Raw genomic sequence first — 18,113 nt, forward strand, 5'->3', positions numbered from 1 at the left:
GAATTCACTCGAATTGTTGCTTAGTGCCACTGAAATTCCAAAGGGAATCCAGTGGCACTAAGCTTTTATCTTTATAACAACTGAGAGTTATTCAATCATTTTTCCATGCATTTATTATTTTGCCTTTTCAGCCTTCCAAGTGTCCTTAAAGATGGTTACAACTTCATCCCAGGTTTTATTGCCTTGAGCGTATTGCAAGAGCGCATCACCAAAGACATTTTTGAACTCTTCACTTGGGAATGCAGCAAATGTCCAAGCTACAGAAGTCAGATCTTTTTCCATCCAAGCGGATACTTCTTTAGCAAGTGGATCTGCTGGTTTTTCGCTGTCTTCAAACGTGTTGAATGGAGCGATAAAACCTAAGTCGTTCGTTACATAAGCTTTACCTTTTTCACTGGAGAACAACCATTCCAAAAATGCGATAGAAGCTTGTTGGTTCTCAGCAGAGGCTTTGCTGTTGATTGCCAAATAGTTTTCTGTACCTACAGCCAGACCTTGTTTTTCTTCGCCTTCCATACCTGTGTAGATAGGCAAGAATTTGATGTCCTCAGCTTTAACTACGTTACCATCTACATCATTGATTTGTGACCAAGCCCAGTTACCGTTTTGAACCATCGCTGCGTTACCCAGTGCGAATTCAGCCATGGAGTCCGCTACAGATTTACTACCCAGAAGGGATTCTTTAGTCACAGAGTTTTTGATGTAAAGATCAAAGATGTTTTTGAATTTATCGTTATATTTGAATTCAACTTCCTTAGAAGCCAGACCGGCAAGAACTGTGTTATCAAACTCAGTGTTGTCTTTGAATTCATAGTACAGTGGCAAGTTAGCCAAGTGAGTCTGCCATCTCCATTGTTCACCAGCAGCGAGGGAAGTCGAGGCGAATACACCTTTGATACCCAGTTGATCTTTTTTAGCGGTCATATCTTCTACTACTGCTTTCAAAGTCTCGAAATTATTGATTTCAGTTGTGGAAGAGATCGAAACAGCTTTGTCAGCTAAAGCAAAGTATTTCTTCATAATGGCGTCGTTGTAGATAATACCGTATCCTTCAACTACGTAAGGGATACCATACACGCCTTCGCCTTCAGTTACAGCCAAGCTTTTGTCGGACAAGTAGCTGTATAGCTTAGTATCTTTCAAATCCAAGGTGTAATCTTTCCACGCTTGGAAACCAACAGGTCCATTAATTTGGAAGATCGTAGGTGCATCGGACTTAGAAATTTCGGATTTCAATTTGGTTTCGTAAGTACCTGCTGCAGCTGTTACGACTTTTACTTTAACACCTGTCTCCGCTTCGTAATCCTTAGCGATTTTTTCATATATTTCTGCAATTTCAGGCTTGAAGTTTAAAAAGTAAACCGATCCATTTTTACCAGATGAAGCGTTTCCACCATTGGTCGCTGTATTGTTCTCTTTATTCCCACACCCTGCTGCCAAGACTACAACCATAGACATTACCAACATGAGCCCTAGATATTTTTTGATATTCTTCATTTTTCTTCCCCCTCAAACTTTTTAATTAAATTACTACTCTTAAAGACGTCTCCGAGCTTGCTCACCGAGAATAATGTCAGCGTTTTCATTTCACTTAAATATTCTCCGCTTTTTTCCGGTATCCTTATCGGTAACGTTTTCAATTGAAATATTAGCACACCGTTTGGAACATTTCAATAACCATTTTATTGCAGAAACTCGCCATTACAAATCTTCAAACGTTATAATAGACAAGTATAAACGCCTTCGACTTTCTTATATTTTTAAAATAACTATGAATAGGTGATTGCATATCTTATCTCTGATCGAAAAGTATGAGTTACAATTCTCTAATAATAATTATTTTGGCGATATCGGGGTAGAGCCCTCTTACTCCATTGTAAAAGGTACTCTTCCTGTCCTAGTGTCTGCTCCGCATACCATTAACCACTATAGAGAGCATGCAGTAAAACCTGCGGACATGTATACAGGTTCTCTTGCGCTGCTGTTACAAAAGCTCACCAATTGTCACTGTATCTATTCCAATAGCTTCTCCAAAGAAGACCCCAATTACATCCTTGCCGGAGAATATAAGACTGCACTTGGAACAATTGTCAAAGAACATCAAATTAACTTTGTTATAGACTTGCATGGTGCCTCTAAGGATAGGGAATTTGATATTGATTTAGGTACATTACACGGAACTTCCATACAAGAAAATAATATAAATGAAGTCGTACGTATTTTTTTCAATAATGGTATTACCAATGTTCATCAAAACCATACATTTTCTGCATCTCATCCGGGAACGGTCACATCGTATTCCGCCAAAGAGCTGTTAGTTCAAAGTATTCAAATTGAAATTAATCGAAATTATCGTAACCCGAAATCATTTGATTTATTCCAAAAAACCATTCATTCCCTCGAACAAATCATCAAGCAATTGGGAGGTGCCTAACATAAATATCGAGCAGACCTTCACCCTATTGGACAAACAAAGCTATACTGCCCGGGAAGAACTCACGATGAACCCCGATGAGCTGGCTGAATTAGGCTTAGTCCACCATATCTTTGTCGAGCTTAAAGCAGAGAATGATGCTCAGGTTAGCTGTTTGCTTTTATCTAAAAGTGATATCCCTAGAGGCAGTATTCAATTATCTAAAAGAGCAAAGGACAAGCTAGGAGATTGCCCCATAACAGGATTAACCATTACTAAACCTGAGTACAACACGATCCTTCGGGGAATTCCTAAAGTGGACGAGATTGCCAAACCTTATGTCAAAGCTTGTCCAACGCTCGTCCGCAAGTATTCGAACCATGTAGAGCTGATTAATCCTAAGAATGGCTTTCGGGTAAACTTAACGTTAAAAGAGGATGACACAGCCAAGCCGAATGCACTATATTTCAACAGATATATCATGTTGTTACTTGAGACTCATGCCACTGAGGATGATCAACTAATTATTACCCGTGCAAGAATAAGTCCTCAGTCCAAGCCAGGCATACATAAACTTATACATCTGGGAATCAAACGGCCCTTAACCGCATTAGGAAATCTTTTTATTGGCAAAAGAGAGCTTACGCTAAGAGTAGGACATCCCTATCCTTTTGATGAGCACCAAAATCTATGCCGAATTCACCCCAATGTTAGAAAGCTGCTGGGCATGGAAGAGACCGACAAAATCGTCATTACCTATAACAACAAAGAAATCACCGTCCCCATCTTAGATATAGACACTGAGCATATTGCCCAGTTGATCAAGCTAAATGAGGAGGATGATCAGCTCAAATTTATCGACAGCCACTTATTTATCGGAATCACCGCTTTGTCACGAAATGAACTAGAAATCCCCAGTATCGGCACATCGGTTACCGTAAAGAGAAGCATGAATTCCCTATTCTTAAAACACTTAAATAAGCTGGTCTTGCCTGTAATTGCTCTATTGTTTACAGTAGTACAGCTGTATAAGGATTTGAGCTGGAGCATCGCTCTGACCGTTGCTATTTCTCTGATACTACTTCCGATAATCATCTACACGACGCTATCTGAAGAACGAGCAAAAATTAACTAAATGGAGCGATGATCGTGGAATTCACTTCACAAGCCCAGGTAGAAGATATGATCTACAGCTCTTATCTAAGAGCCATTAACAACATCACAGAAACTTTGGATGGACAAGTTAGACGACCGGAATTAACCAGAGAATTGCTGGAACTAGTCGGAAATCCGGATCGAGATCAACAATACATACTAGTCACAGGCAGTAAAGGTAAGGGCTCCACCTCAAGGTTTATCTCTTCTTTGTTAAGTCACCTAGGCTATAAAGTGGGCTTGTTTACCTCCCCTCATCTGGTTGATTTCAACGAAAGAATACGGATTGACGGGCGGGCCATATCCACAGAGGATTTTGTACGATTAGGAAATGTGGTTCGCGAGGGATTTCAAACGATTGAAGATCAGCTTGCCGCTGATGAGTATCAAGGTCCTGTTGGGGTGGGTTTGGCGATTGCGACGTTGTACTTCAAGGAGAATCATACCGATTTCAATGTAATTGAATGTGGAAGAGGCGGGAGGTTTGATGACACGAATGTCCTGAAGAATGATTGGGCTGTCATTACTCCGATTATGGAGGAACATGTAGCTAATTTGGGACCTGACCTGAACAGCATTACATTACATAAACTGGGCATCGTCAAAAACAAGGCTACTAACGTCTATATCAGCAAACAGAAATCGAGCGTACTTGCGACTATAAAAGCGAACCTCACTTCCAACGCTGTGCAGTATTATGAGGAGCAGTTCTGGGCTGACTCTATTGCAATAACACCCGTTGGAACTACTTTTAATGTTCAGACAAATCAAGCGGTTTACCCGTCCTTAACGATTCCGTTATTGGGGCAATTTCAAGCTCTTAATGCAGCCACTGCAGTCGCACTATGTGAGGATATTACAAGTGGTCCTCTGAATAGGGAACTCGTTCTCAAATGCTTTGCACAATTGCAATGGCCGGGTCGCTGTGAAGTGATCTGCCATGATCCATTAACGATAATTGACGGAGCAATTCATAAAGAGTCGGCACACTATTTGGCTGAGCTTATTCAACTGGTGAATCCTGACCGCAGCCGAGCTGTAACTTCAATTATCGGTGTCCCTAAAGATAAAGATTACCCAGGGGTTATCGAAGTGATGAGTTCGGTCTCGGATCAATTAATCATCACAAAGCCCGATATCAGTCATCTTTCTTTTCCTACAGATGCACTCCTTGTTGCCAACCGATTTATCGAACAAAGTTACGAGTTCCCCTATTTAGAGGACGCTCTAACGCACATACAAACTGGCTCGTCTTCCGAGATTATTGTAATTGTCGGCACGCAAACCTTTATCGGAAATGCCAAAAGATTATTCGGGCAATCGCTGCTCGATATCGGCTTATAGCTTCTCAAAGCGCTGGAGAATGACTTCCTGATAAAGATCAGATAGAGCTGGCACTTCACTTGGATTCTGCTTACAATACTCATCTAGCATAACCTTATGATTCACTTCGATCACCCTGAGGCCTTGATCTGTCTCCAAAATATCCACGGAGCAGAAATCAAGGCCCATCGCTTTAGAGGTCTCGGAAGCAAGCGCCGCAAGAACCGCTCGTTTGGCCTGATCGCTAACCTCAATAACAACAGCCCCGTTAATCAAATTGTGCTTCCACGAGCGAACTCTTTTTTTGCCAAGGAATACACGCGCTTGGTGATTAAAAGTTACGATTCTATACTCAATCTCCGCTTCATAATAGGGACCTATTGCCCCATTAAGCTGTAAAGAAAATAATAAATCCAGCTTTTCGTGCAGATCGGCTGTCTCATTAATTTTGTACACATGATTTCCCTGTGCCCCGTTATCCTGCTTCATAACTACCGCCCCATTGAGCGTTTGGAAATAACGTTCAGCCAATGAATAAGGATTCAAGTTGTTAAATTTGGAGTCAGGATGTGGCAAATAGATATGTTCTACCGCGGGGATATTCGCCTTATGCAAAACGTCATAAGTTAGAGATTTACTCATGGCAATGATCGTAGAAGCACTGTTGTTTAGTCCGATCTCAGCGTCTACCATCACAAATGATTTCAATCCATCCGTCGCTCTATATACGAAATTTGGTGTAACTTCCTCAAAGGTAATCCCTGAGGTTGTAACAGAATGCTGGATCATTTTCAAGTAAGGTCTAGTCGTCATTCAGTATCCTCATTTCTAACAAAATATGACCAAACCTAATCATAGCATGAGAAATATCAATCGAAAATAATATTTATATGTTATATTTACTATCACAAAAACCTTATAAATCTTGTTCGAGTAACTTTCCCCCAAAAAATAACAGGGTTAATGTTATGTTTAATGACTGATAGCGCTCTTATAGTTAAAAATAAGTATTGATTATTTAGTGATCATCCTCTATGATAAGCTTATCAAGCGAACCAAGAAGTTAAAGCGGTTAAACTTTAATACCAAGGTATCTATTATTATTGCTACTTAATAGTATTAGCACGACCAAAAGTTAAAGCGCTTATACTTTAAAATGAGAGGTTGGTGTGTCATGATCAATCGCGAGAACAGGCGGCAGACTTTCTACATGTATCTGTTCATTTCTCCTTGGATTATCGGCTTCCTAGTATTCGCCCTTTATCCTATCTTATCATCGCTTTACTTCAGCTTTACTGATTATGACATCATACACCCGCCTAAGTTTGTCGGGCTCGCTAACTACACAGAGATGTTTCACAATGACCTATTCTGGAAATCGGTGGTTGTCACGCTGAGATATACCTTCATCGGTGTACCTATCCAGCTTGTTCTCGGTCTTGGATTTGCGCTATTGCTTCACCAGACCATTCCCCTGCGCGGCTTTTTCCGAACGGCCATGTATTTTCCAAGCATGGTATCCGGCGTGGCCATGTCGCTCCTATGGTACTGGATCTTCAACCCGCAGATCGGGCTCTTCAATTACATCCTTTCCTGGTTCGGTATTCATGGACCAGCTTGGCTGATGAACCCGGACACTGCACTATATGCCTTGATCATCATGACGTTCTGGACAGCAGGCTCAGGAATGATTTTATTCCTCGCAGGTCTGCAAGGCGTACCGGCTAGCTTGATCGAAGCCGCTAACCTTGACGGTGCCGGACGCTTCAGAATTTTCTTAAACATCACCTTACCGATGATCTCTCCCGTGCTGCTTTTTCAACTAATTATGGGACTGATCGATTCCTTCCAAGTCTTTACCCAAGCTTTTGTCATGACTCAAGGAGGTCCAAATTACTCTACCTGGTTCTATGTCTATAATCTCTACACCAGTGCTTTCAAAGAATATCGTGCCGGTTATTCCTCAGCCTTGGCATGGGTGCTCCTCATCGTAGTTATGCTGTGCACCGCACTGATTATGAAATTGTCTAACCGTTATGTTCACTACGAAGGAGGCGGACGCAAATGAGTACAGTCAGAGCGCTAAGCCCCCAGACTAAAGGAACAAAACGCCGCCGGAAAGTGGAGCCTGTTAAGATTTTCAGCTTTATTACTTTAGTAGTCACAACATTTCTGATGCTGCTTCCTTTGTTCTTCATGGTCTCCACTTCACTTAAGTCCAAACGTGAGATGCTGAAGTTCCCACCCACCTTTCTTCCAGAGAGCTGGCAGTGGAGCAATTACACAGAAATATTTGATACCCTGCAGTTCGGTACGCTTTACAAAAATAGTTTAATTATCGCCGGCCTCAGCGTTGTAGGCACCTTGATTTCTTCAGCACTGGTCGCCTATGGATTCGCCAGATTCAGAGGTAGAGGAAATCAGATATGGTTCATCCTATTGTTGAGCACAATGATGTTGCCTTATCCAGCCATTATGATTCCGCAATTCGTACTCTTTTCGCAAATGAACTGGATCGACACCTTCCTACCCTTGATTGTGCCTGCTTTTTTCGGCTCAGCTTATAACATTTTCCTGCTGCGCCAATTCTTCTCCACGTTGCCTGAAGAGCTGTTTGATGCCGGACGCATTGACGGATGCGGCGAAATACGGATGTGGGCTACTATAGCACTCCCACTCTCCAAACCCGCCCTTGCAACTGTAGCTATCTTTGCTTTTATTTACAACTGGAACGATCTGCTTACACCGGTGCTTTACCTAAGCTCGTCAGAGAAGTTCACGCTACCCGTCGGGATGGCTTCTCTCACCTCATCCAGATTCCGCATTCCACCTTGGCATTTGCTGATGGTCGCTTCGGTTCTAGCTATGGTTCCTATCGTTACGCTGTTTGCTGTAGCACAGAAACAGTTCGTCGAAGGGATTGTACTTACAGGGATTAAGTAATAATCCGCCACCCGGGCGGCCAAATATACTTGAAATCATGGAGGGTTTAGCTAATGAAAAAGAACAGGAAAAGTAGTGCGCTTTTACTTGCAACAACCATGCTTGTTGTTCTGGCATTGTCAGGCTGTAGCGGCGGCAAATCGGCGGGTAACACTCTATCTGAAGGAAATGGCGGCTCGACCAATTCAGGAGGCAAAGCAGAAACGGTAACCATCACCCATTACACAATAGATTCAGAAGACCGGACTTTTGTTGAGAAATTAATTCCTGATTTCGAAAAGCAGCACCCGAACATTAAAGTAAAAGTGGAAAAAGCACCTTATGAGCAGTTCGACAGCAAGCTTCAAACGCTAATTGCCGGTGGCAAATCACCCGATGTGACAAGTCACTGGGGTTATGGAGGTTTCGCAGAATACTACAACAAGGATATGCTGCTCGATTTGACCGACCTCATAAAAGAGGATGGTTTCAAGGCAGCCGATTACAACATCCCAGAAAACCTGATGAACATTTATAAGGTTAAAGATCACACATATGGCATCCCAGTTAATATGTATGTCACCTTGATGCTCTATAACAAAGATATGTTTGATGCTGCCAAACTGACTTACCCAACAAGCGATTATGAAGATAAGAGCTGGACGTTTGAAAAGATGGTCGACCAGGCTAAACAAATGACTCTCGTCTCCGATGATATTGCCAAAACACAATATGGTGTAGACTTCACCTGGTCTGAACGCGATATGCGCCCATTATATTTTGGAGCGCAGCCTTATTCAGAGGATACATGGACTAATGGCGGCGTGCCTTCAGAGACTTATTTTGATTCCCCTGAAGTGATTGCTGCCTACAACAAACTCTTTGATCTCGTCTTCAAAGATAAAGTCTCTCCATCCACCGAGTGGAGTAAAAGCGTAGCCGGTCAGAACGGCGATCCGTTTGTTGCAGGTAAAATCGGTATGTCCATCGGTGGCTCGTGGAACCTTGCAGGTGCGAATGACTTCCCCTTCAAAATTGGCGTAGCCGCTGTGCCTTGGGGAGGCAACGATAAGGTACGCAGCACACTTTACGTCGATCCACTGCTGATCTTGAAGGACTCCAAACATCCGAAGGAAGCTTTGGAATGGATCAAATATTTGATCACTACCGAAGTGCAGGAGAAATCCATTGAGCTTAGTGGCGGTAACCCGCCAGTCAACACCGAAGCTGCTGAAGCTTACTATAAACATTTTGACGGCATCGATCCACAAGATATCAAAAATGTCTACGAGGGTGCTGTCAACTACGGCTTCGAATCCTACAACCATTTGATCACCAACTACTCGCAAATTAATGACATGTTCATTAATGAATTGCAGCCAGTAGAAACTGGACACAAGACGGTGGAAGAGGTGATGACGACGATTCAGAAAAAAGTTACGGAGATCATTCATCGTTAATATTTGGCAGATATGCCGTCCCTTTAGGGACGGTATACCTGTTTGAAATCATACGTTTAGCGGACAGTCTGCCAACCCTGTATACTGAAGGTAGAAAACAGGATCGGAAAATCTGCCGCGAGGAGAACTAGAGATGAAAGTGAGTATTTTTGATGTAGCCAAAAAATCAGGATTATCGGTTGTAACTGTATCCCGGGTCTTAAATGGGGCCGAATCGGTACGCGAGAATAATCGCCAGAAGGTGCTGGAGGCCATTAAAGAGCTGGATTATCGCCCTAATGCAGCGGCACGTAGTCTGGCAAGTGGTAAGACGGGAATTATCGGAATTATTGTCACGACCCTGCAGGATTCCTTTTTTGACGCAGTGGTCAAAGAGCTGAATGAAGTCTTAGCGATGCATGGTTATTTTTTGGCCATCTCCATCTCAGCAGGCATCGAATCGGATGACAACCATTATTTAATCCAAGAGGATCGTGTAGACGGTTTGTTTCTACTCTCTCCGATGGAAGAGGATAATTATATTGTGGAATTAAAGCGTCGCGGTATCCCCTATGTGCTGATTGATAACCAAAAGCCCGAGAATGACACCTACTCTATCACGATCGACAACTTCAAAGGTGGCTACATGGCTACCAGTCATCTGTTAGCGCTCGGTCATACGTCAATTGCTCATCTATGTGGACAGGAGATGTTCCGTAGTACGCGGGAGCGGCGTGCCGGATTCCTACATGCACTTGAGGAAAAAGGTCTTACTCCATTTGAGATTATACATGGTGATTTCGATATTGGAATGGGATACGAAACCTGCAAACGTTGGCTGAACGAAGGACAGTTACCTACTGCGGTATTCGCTGGCGATGACAATATTGCCCTTGGAGTCATCAACGCGTTAATGGAAGCAGGCATTCGGGTACCCGAACAAGTAGCTGTGATTGGCTATGATGATCATTATATTGCTTCACAGCTTCATCCATATTTAACAACGATCCGTCAGCCATCGGACAAAATTGGATTAGCAGCTGCCGAAATGCTCTTAAAGCGTATCTCTGGAAAGATGAAGCGCGGAGCTGGAGTAAAGATTGACCCAGAGTTAGTTGTACGGGAATCTACTACTTCCAAGTAATTAAATCATATAAACAAGGAGTGACAACCATTGACTTACTACTTGGGGATCGATGGTGGAGGCACCAAAACCTATGCTCTGCTCTGCGATGAACATGGCAATGTTCTCGGTAAGGGCAGGAGCGGTAACGGCAACCACCAGACAGGCGCACTTGAGGCAGCCAACAGCATTCGAGAGGCCACATTCGGGGCACTAGATGAGGCTGGACTCCGTTTGGAGGACATCCAACATACCTATCTTGGGCTTGCCGGTGCTGACCGAGAGGCCGATTATCTCATTCTCCATCCAATGATTCGCGAGATCGGATTTATTAATTACACCATTAACTGTGACACCATGATCGGATTACGTGCAGGGACGAATCGCCCTTATGGAGTTGCCCTAATCTGCGGCACAGGCACCAATTCGGCAGGCAGAAACACGCAAGGAGAGCATTATCAGTGTGGTGGCTTTGACTACATGTACGGTGACTTCGGCGGTGGCGGTGCACTCAACATTGAAGTCTTTCGTTCTGTTATAAGAGCTTGGGATGGACGGGAGCAACCTACCCTCTTGACCGGACTTCTACTCAACTTGCTAGGTTATGAGGAAGTTGCAGATATGTTTAATGATTTCCTCAACCATTGGAAAAGGGTCCCTGTTCATGCTGCTCGTTTGCTTTTCGAAGCAGCAGCTGAAGGAGATACTGTAGCCTTAGAGATTCTAAATCGGCAAGGCGTTGAGTTAGGGAAGTCCGCTACTGCAGTCATCCACAAGCTTGGGATGGAGCAGGACACCTTCGATGTGGTTCTGGCGGGAAGTCTGCTAACCCGTGGGGATCGCGGCTGGATTCGCGGACCTATTGAGAAAGCTGTACAAGCCGCAGCTCCACAAGCAACTGTGGTGACTCTTGCCACAGAGCCTGTAGTAGGTGCCGTATGGTCCGCGATGGATCAAGATGGTTTGACCCTTAGTAATGAAGCGTATGAGACCATGCGGCAATTTCAAGATTATGAATCGATCCAACAAACAAAAAAGACAGGAGTGGTTGATCTTGGCAACTAATCAAGGATTAAAGATCGCAGTTATCGGTGGGGGTTCTTCGTATACACCCGAATTGGTAGAGGGATTTATTCTTCATTACAAGGAGCTTCCTGTTCGTGAACTATGGCTCGTAGACATCGAACCTGGACTTCGCAAGCTGAATATCGTTGGAAATCTCGCTAAACGCATGGTTGAGAAATCCGGGCTTCCGATTGAAGTTCATCTTACAACAGACCGCCGGAAGGCTATCGAAGGTGCAGACTTCGTCAGCACTCAGATGCGTGTCGGTATGCTTGACGCCCGCGCACGTGATGAATCGATTCCTCTTAAATATGGTGTCATTGGTCAAGAAACGACAGGTCCTGGCGGAATGATGAAAGCACTGCGTACGATCCCTGTCATTCTGGATGTATGCCGGGATATCGAAGAGCTGGCTCCTAACGCATGGCTGCTCAATTTCACCAATCCTGCAGGAATGGTCACTGAGGCTGTTCTGAAATACTCCAAAGTAAAGAGTATCGGTCTCTGTAATGCACCTATCGGTCTGATTAAACAAGTATCCGCCAAATATAACGTAGCTGCCGACCGTGTTTATGCCGAATTCGTTGGTCTGAATCACTTACACTGGATTACTCGAATCGACGTTGAAGGTGAAGATAAGCTGGATGATATGCTCACAGAGGGCTACAGTGCCAAGAACGTGCCAGCCCGAGAGTGGAATCCAGAATTCCTAAAATCTCTTCGCGCCGTGCCTTCCTACTATTTGAAATATTTCTATATGACGGATGCCATGCTCGAAGAGCAGATGGAATCGTTTAAGCAAGGTATCAACCGTGCTGAAGTCGTCAAACGCGTAGAAGAAGAGCTATTTGAGCTATACGCTAACTTAGAGCTGAGCGAGAAACCGAAACAGCTAGAACAACGCGGTGGTGCTTTCTATTCAGAAGCAGCAGTTAATCTCATGAGATCGCTCTATAACGGTTCAAACGACATCCAGACCTTGAATGTTGCTAACCGTGGCATACTGGACTTCTTGCCAGATGATGCAAGCATTGAAGTGAACTGTGTTGTCACCAAGAACGGACCACTACCTCTACCACTGACTAAGATTCCACCGATGGCCAAAGGGCTTATTCATGCTGTCAAAACCTACGAGCAGCTAGCCATTGATGCCGCTGTGACTGGTGATCGTGCGCTTGCCCTTCAGGCAATGGTGCATCATCCACTCGTTCCATCTGTAGATGTGGCGGTTCGTATGCTGGATGAAATGCTGGAAGCCAATAAAGAGTTCTTGCCGAACTTTTTTACTAAATAACCATAGAGATGAGGCATCAATATGTCAGCTAAAGCGGTTTGGAAAGGCGATGTGAACCAAGCCATCTGCGCGTTTACATTTGATGATGGGCCTTCCCAGCTTCCCGTTGAATTATGGCTTGATGTTTTGGAGGAGGAAGGTGCTGTCGGCACCTTTTTCTTCACTGGGGAATGGATGGATCGCTATCCAGAGAAGGCGAGATTGATCCTGTCCCGTGGTCATGTGCTTGCTCCGCATACGTACCATCATCGGCGAATGGCCCAAGTGCCAAAGGCGGTATTCTTAGAGCAGTTGAAGCTGACTGAGCTGGCCTATCAGGACGCAACGGGTCTCCCTTCTCCCAATTTCATGCGTTTTCCATATTGCTCATTCCGGGAAGAAAATCTCGAGTGGCTGACAGAATGGGGCGATTATCTAGATATTGAAGGCGTTGACTGCGGAGATTGGTCTGGTATTACTGCTGAAGAGATCGTTGCCAGAGTTGAACCTACGCTTGAGAATGGAACCATTGTAGTCATGCATAGTAATGATGTTGCAAAAGGTTCACCGGATGCACTGAGAGCACTTATTCGGATCGCCAAGCAAAGAGGCTTGGAAAGTGTCGGCGTACCTGAGATCCTTGGGTCCATTGGTGTAGAAGTAAACCACAGACCCTGGAAAATAGTTGTAGACGTTCCCGCAGAGTTAGATCATCCCGTGGAAAAGTGGATCCTTTTAGAAAATAGTAAGCAGCTTGCCGACCTCGCGACCCAGACAACTGAGTGGAACATTCCGCAATATACACTACATTTCACTTCTGAAAAGGAGTGGCTGGAGCATCTGGAGAGTCCACTAGAAGAGGTTGGAGTGACAGAGGATCGCGAGTTGTTTACCATACGGCAATTTGATGGGAGCTATTGGGGATATGTACGCGCCGGTGTCGTAGACAATACCCTTGTATTATTAGATTATGCGGCTAAAGAAGCGCAGGCTGATACCTTGGTATACTTGCTTCGCTGGGCTGCGGATACTTCAATCAGACTGGGCTTAACCCGGATCGAGGCTAGGCTGAATATTCGCAAAATGAGCGAGATGTGCAGACAGTTAGGCTGGCAGTCAGAGATAGTAGAAGATCAATAAGAGACATCATCTATACTGATAAATAGTTGCGGTAAAAAACAGCGCTCCCCCGTTATTGGTGGATCGCTGTTTTGCGTTATGGGAATGGTAAACATCCCAGCAGTAAACGCCGTAATCCCAGTTTGCTATACTATCATCCAAATGTAAGCTCTAATTGAAAGTTGTTGTTCCTTTCGGTACAATCAATTGCAACATCGTATTATTCCATCAGATGGGGTGATTTCTTGCGTAAAGATACCAAAACCATCGGCGAGGTGGCTAAGCTGCTGGGCACAACCATTAAAACCATCCGTTATTATGACGACATTGATCTTTTGAAACCATCGAGTCACAGCGAAGGTGGACACCGGTTATATACTCCCGAAGATATTTCCCGCCTGCGGCTGATCACAACACTGCGTTATTTGGACTTTGGCATTGACGAGATCCGCCAAGTCATCGCTGGAGAGATTCAGCTCAATACAGCACTCAACTGGCAAATCGAAGCACTGGAGACGCAGGTTAATACGCTGACTAATATGATTTCGATTCTGCGCCAAGCCCAAGCGCATGATTCATCAGGCAATTCCATGGATTACATGAATGAGCTGGCTGACTCCTTGTCCATGAATACCGCTAAACGAAACGAGTTCATCTCCAGCAAAATAGAAGAAATGCAACCGTTCAGTCAATTGCCATCTGAATGGCAGAATACTTTTTTATATTTGTTCAATAAATATATTATCAATGAAGTCAAAGTGACAGCTGGGCAAACCGTAGCTTGGAATGAGCTGCAAGCGCTAATGAATGATGCGCAGTACATGGAGGAGCTTGTCCGATTCGAACTGCCCTTCCTCAATATGGTCAGACACCCTCGTGTTCCCGCTGCGTCCTGGATCAGAACGCTGGAGAGTATCCGAGTCCGGGTGGAAGCAGCCCTGCAACACAAATTATCAGCAGACAGCGCTGTTGTACAGGCTATTGTTGAAGATTTTGTGATGCTGTATGCAGATCCAGAGCAGTTCCGCGATAAAGCTGCCTTTTTCCGTCAATATGCTCAATGCATGCACACTGCTCCTACCGAACGGATAGAACGCTTTAATAAACTGTGCTTGCTTCTCAATCCCAAATGGGATGTTATTGTAGAAGGAAACACCTTGCTGATGCAAGGATTACAATGGAAACTCGGGCAGGAGAACTCTCACTCTGCGCCTTGTTGAAGTGTGAACTTCGGATGGTCTCCCAGGTTGATGTTCAAATATTGCAAGGGCTGCCCTTTTAAATAATGGTCAAAAAAATCAAGCGTGTACTCATTAATCAGCTCATGTGTTCCGCTCACATCTACACCCTCCATCCATTTAAACAACGGGGTGAGCAGATATAGATCGGAGAAGCTCATATGAGTGCTTTTTTTGAATGTCATCCAATAGTTTCCACCTGCGGTTACCGGCTCATAACGGGCAAACAGCTCATTATAGTAGGCTGTAATTTCTTCTCTGTTCGTCCCAAGCGCGGTGATTTCTGCATCAGTGGTTTGGTCTACTCCTTTTAATGTGTCATCGGCACTCATGAGCAGAAAAGGCTTCTTTAGGCCGTCTGTAGGAATCCGCTTTTCACCGTAAAGTACCCCATCCATATCGATGCCTGCTTGTATTCTCTGATCATCCAGCAGCATTTGCACCGTCGTGGCTCCCCCAAAGGAATGCCCGAACATGCCCATATGTTCAAGATCGATCCTGTCAGTAAACAGACCACTAGGGTCGTTCGCAGACAAGACCTCCATTCGATCAAGCACAAACTTCGCATCTTCTACCCAAACTTCATTACGCCGATCCATAAAAGAATACTTCATTTGCTCATAGCCCATTTTTCCTTCTGAATCAAACTTCACCACAGGCTTATCTGGAAATACCGAAGCCACGCTGCTATAAGCATGTTCAATCCCTACGACAATATAGCCGTGACTTGCCAATTGCTCGACTTGAAACATGTTCTGATTCTTGTAGCCCATAAATCCATGCGAAAATAGAAGCACAGGATATTTAGATTCTGTATCCGCTAATCCGGCATTCGCAATAGCATGGGTGTTGACCAGCTTAAACCCTGAGAATAAAAACTCCGGCAGGTGCAAAAATTCATGCAATCCTTCTATATAGGGAGCAGGATCAGATAAATAGGGCGCCTTTTTTCCAGTAGCCTCCGAACTTGCCGGATACCAGATTTGCACCGCTAATTCGCGGGAATCACCGGATGCTTTCGTAAATTTTTCTTCTCTTGCAGAATCGGTCCAATGGTAGGTAATGGTTCCTATCTTGTAAGGACCTGTGGGCTCCGCAAAAGAAAATACAGGGAATAGGAGCGGCAGCGCAATGGACACAGCAGCATAAACCACTCCAACTCCTCCAATAATTAGTGTCTTCCAGCGCTGTCGCGACTTTCTTTCTATCCTTGCTGTGAATCGGAAGAAAGGTCTTCCCCCTCCTACAATCGCCCATAGTGTAACCAGATACATTGGGATCATCGGCCACCGCAATCCTTCCACGAAAGCGTGGACAAGCAGTAAAACAGCAGAAATTCCGCCGCCTATCAGCCACCCGCATTGTGATTTAGGGCGTCCTAGCATTAACCCACCCAACATCAATACATTAAATAAGACAAGCATGATCTCAATCCATCTCATAATCTATAATCCTCCTTGGATTTCTCTTCTGGCCGCCGACCTGAACCAAGTATAAAACCTCCTGTTACAGGAGAATCAAACACCTATTTAATTCACTGAATGGAGGATAGAGAAAAACTATGGGTTACGAGAAATGAGGATTGGGGCATAATTGAGGGGAAGATAACAGCTTGGAGGTCGCCTCTCAACTGATGGATCTTATTAAGATAGAACATTCATAAGATGCAACTTCAGCGTATTTCTCGAATCACCTGTGCAATGCCAGAAGAAATATCAGGCTCTTTTACACTAGATACGTTGAGCTTTAGAATTCTCTCTTTTTTCGCAAAATAGGGAAGGTAACCGCTATTCGCCATCTCCACTCGAATGAACTTTTTTTGCAGCCGTTTGATCATCTGCTCTGCTCTAAAGTTATCCTCCAATTTCAGATACGTATGCACACCTAGCTGACTGGCAGGAACATAGGAATAATGCTGTTCAGACGCTGCATTTGCCTCCCTCATAATCGAATCATGGAGGAGCATGGATCTTTTTCCGTAGCAGGAACGCATCTTTTTTCGGTGGCGCTCGAACATTCCACTTTTCAAATACAACTCCAAGGCAGCTTGTGACAGCATAGAACTATCTATATCCATCAGTCTTTTGAATCGGTTAAAGGACTCACAGAGCACCTCAGGAAGTACAGCCACACCAACGCGCAGACCTGGGAATATAATCTTGGAGAAGCTTTTTAAATAGATAACGTGTGATGTATTGTCATAGGCATAAATCGGATCTTGCTTCGTATCCTGCTCCAGATCTGCCATGTAGTCATCCTCAACGATATACACATCGTATTTAGCTGCAAGCTGGGCAATCCCCTTCTTCTGGTTGCGGGTATAGGAAACGCCAAGCGGATTATGAAACCGTGGTACGGTATAGAAGAACTTGAACTGGCCCGTCTTAAATAACTGCTCTAATTCATTCAAGTCCACCCCGTTATCCGAACGCTGTATCCCCTCTGTCTCGATGTCGTACGTCTTCAAATACTCCATAAACAGTGGGTAACTCGGCTGTTCAATCAACACACGCTCCCTGCCATTTGGAAAAGGAATACGGGTTAAGAGTCCAAGTGCTTGCTGCACACCTGAGGTGATAAAAATCTGTTTGGAATCAGCAAATACCTGATATGAGGCCAGTTGCCGCTGCATTTCACGGATCAGAGACGGCAGCCCTTGCGGCGTTCCATAGATAAACAAATCCTTACGGTACATATCGATCGCCTTATTAATACAATGTTGAAAATCTAGATACGGAAAAATATCCGGGTCCGGTGCAGATGCTGTAAAATCAATCCAGTGCGCCCCCTCTTCTTTTCGCTCCCCACTGCGTTTCATGACATAATATCCACTCTTTGACGCGGCATAGATTAGATGTTTGTCCTGAAGGTCTTGGAGTGCTCGAATAACCGTGCTCTTATTGCAATCATAACGTAGCGCTAGCTCTCGAATAGAAGGTAACTTGTCTCCCTCACGATATGTATCTTCAGCGATTTGTAATTCCAGATCGTTGATTAACTCCGAATACTTATATATGCCCTTCACCTACCTCCGAGTCTATTT

Annotated in this window: 15 protein-coding genes; 11 read left to right on the forward strand and 4 right to left on the reverse strand. The window is 44.3% G+C overall.

Annotated features, from left to right (window positions below):
* Nucleotides 1-114 precede the first annotated feature (114 nt).
* Entirely contained in the window at nt 115-1,497 is a 1,383-nt protein-coding gene (locus tag PAENI_RS18910) for an ABC transporter substrate-binding protein (RefSeq protein ID WP_076286658.1), read from the reverse strand.
* A gap of 286 nt (nt 1,498-1,783) precedes the next feature.
* On the opposite strand from PAENI_RS18910, the gene PAENI_RS18915 reads away from it, so the two are divergent.
* From PAENI_RS18915 to PAENI_RS18925, 3 genes are read left to right on the forward strand one after another with little or no spacing between them, the layout of a single operon-like run.
* Entirely contained in the window at nt 1,784-2,434 is a 651-nt protein-coding gene (locus tag PAENI_RS18915) for a hypothetical protein (RefSeq protein ID WP_149646325.1), read from the forward strand.
* A gap of 28 nt (nt 2,435-2,462) precedes the next feature.
* Nucleotides 2,463-3,548: a hypothetical protein gene (locus tag PAENI_RS18920; RefSeq protein WP_223178971.1), complete on the forward strand. Its 1,086-nt coding sequence runs from the start codon at nt 2,463-2,465 to the stop codon at nt 3,546-3,548.
* An 8-nt stretch (nt 3,549-3,556) separates the two neighbouring features.
* Nucleotides 3,557-4,912 (forward strand): bifunctional folylpolyglutamate synthase/dihydrofolate synthase, encoded by a 1,356-nt coding sequence (locus PAENI_RS18925; RefSeq protein WP_149646327.1) that lies wholly within the window; start codon nt 3,557-3,559, stop codon nt 4,910-4,912.
* Here the strand turns inward: PAENI_RS18925 and PAENI_RS18930 are convergent.
* Entirely contained in the window at nt 4,907-5,704 is a 798-nt protein-coding gene (locus PAENI_RS18930; RefSeq protein ID WP_149646328.1) for an ATP-grasp domain-containing protein, read from the reverse strand. The two genes, PAENI_RS18925 and PAENI_RS18930, sit on opposite strands and share 6 nt — an antisense overlap.
* Before the next feature lie 361 nt (nt 5,705-6,065).
* Between PAENI_RS18930 and PAENI_RS18935 the strand changes: the two genes are divergently transcribed.
* The 8 genes from PAENI_RS18935 to PAENI_RS18970 all read left to right on the forward strand — a co-directional run bounded on the left by PAENI_RS18935 (nt 6,066) and on the right by PAENI_RS18970 (nt 15,052).
* A complete protein-coding gene (locus PAENI_RS18935) occupies nt 6,066-6,959 on the forward strand; it encodes a carbohydrate ABC transporter permease (protein WP_149646329.1) in 894 nt (297 codons plus the stop codon).
* Entirely contained in the window at nt 6,956-7,834 is an 879-nt protein-coding gene (locus tag PAENI_RS18940) for a carbohydrate ABC transporter permease (RefSeq protein ID WP_042184115.1), read from the forward strand. Before PAENI_RS18935 ends, PAENI_RS18940 begins: the two co-directional genes overlap by 4 nt.
* Nucleotides 7,835-7,887: 53 nt before the next feature.
* Nucleotides 7,888-9,273, forward strand: a complete 1,386-nt coding sequence (locus PAENI_RS18945) for an ABC transporter substrate-binding protein (protein WP_149646330.1) — start codon at nt 7,888-7,890, stop codon at nt 9,271-9,273.
* 133 nt (nt 9,274-9,406) lie between these two features.
* Nucleotides 9,407-10,396: a LacI family DNA-binding transcriptional regulator gene (locus PAENI_RS18950; protein ID WP_149646331.1), complete on the forward strand. Its 990-nt coding sequence runs from the start codon at nt 9,407-9,409 to the stop codon at nt 10,394-10,396.
* A gap of 30 nt (nt 10,397-10,426) precedes the next feature.
* The gene (locus tag PAENI_RS18955; protein WP_149646332.1) at nt 10,427-11,440 is read left to right on the forward strand and encodes an N-acetylglucosamine kinase; all 1,014 of its coding nucleotides are present in this window, start codon (nt 10,427-10,429) and stop codon (nt 11,438-11,440) included.
* Complete coding sequence (locus PAENI_RS18960) at nt 11,430-12,734, forward strand: 6-phospho-beta-glucosidase (RefSeq protein ID WP_371915750.1); 1,305 nt, start codon at nt 11,430-11,432, stop codon at nt 12,732-12,734. Before PAENI_RS18955 ends, PAENI_RS18960 begins: the two co-directional genes overlap by 11 nt.
* A gap of 21 nt (nt 12,735-12,755) precedes the next feature.
* Nucleotides 12,756-13,853: a polysaccharide deacetylase family protein gene (locus PAENI_RS18965; protein ID WP_149646333.1), complete on the forward strand. Its 1,098-nt coding sequence runs from the start codon at nt 12,756-12,758 to the stop codon at nt 13,851-13,853.
* Nucleotides 13,854-14,077: 224 nt separating this feature from the next.
* Nucleotides 14,078-15,052, forward strand: coding sequence for a MerR family transcriptional regulator (locus PAENI_RS18970; RefSeq protein ID WP_262495650.1), 975 nt, complete (start codon nt 14,078-14,080; stop codon nt 15,050-15,052).
* On the opposite strand, the gene PAENI_RS18975 is transcribed toward PAENI_RS18970, so the two are convergent.
* Both PAENI_RS18975 and PAENI_RS18980 read right to left on the reverse strand, forming a co-directional pair.
* Entirely contained in the window at nt 15,034-16,512 is a 1,479-nt protein-coding gene (locus PAENI_RS18975) for an alpha/beta hydrolase family protein (RefSeq protein ID WP_149646334.1), read from the reverse strand. The two genes, PAENI_RS18970 and PAENI_RS18975, sit on opposite strands and share 19 nt — an antisense overlap.
* A 230-nt stretch (nt 16,513-16,742) precedes the next feature.
* Nucleotides 16,743-18,086 carry an aminotransferase-like domain-containing protein gene (locus tag PAENI_RS18980; RefSeq protein WP_149646380.1) on the reverse strand — a complete coding sequence of 448 codons (1,344 nt, stop codon included), beginning with the start codon at nt 18,084-18,086 and terminating at the stop codon, nt 16,743-16,745.
* Between the last annotated feature and the right edge of the window lie 27 nt (nt 18,087-18,113).

Source organism: Paenibacillus sp. B2(2019) (assembly GCF_008370385.1).
In the GTDB taxonomy this organism is placed as follows: domain Bacteria; phylum Bacillota; class Bacilli; order Paenibacillales; family Paenibacillaceae; genus Paenibacillus_AQ.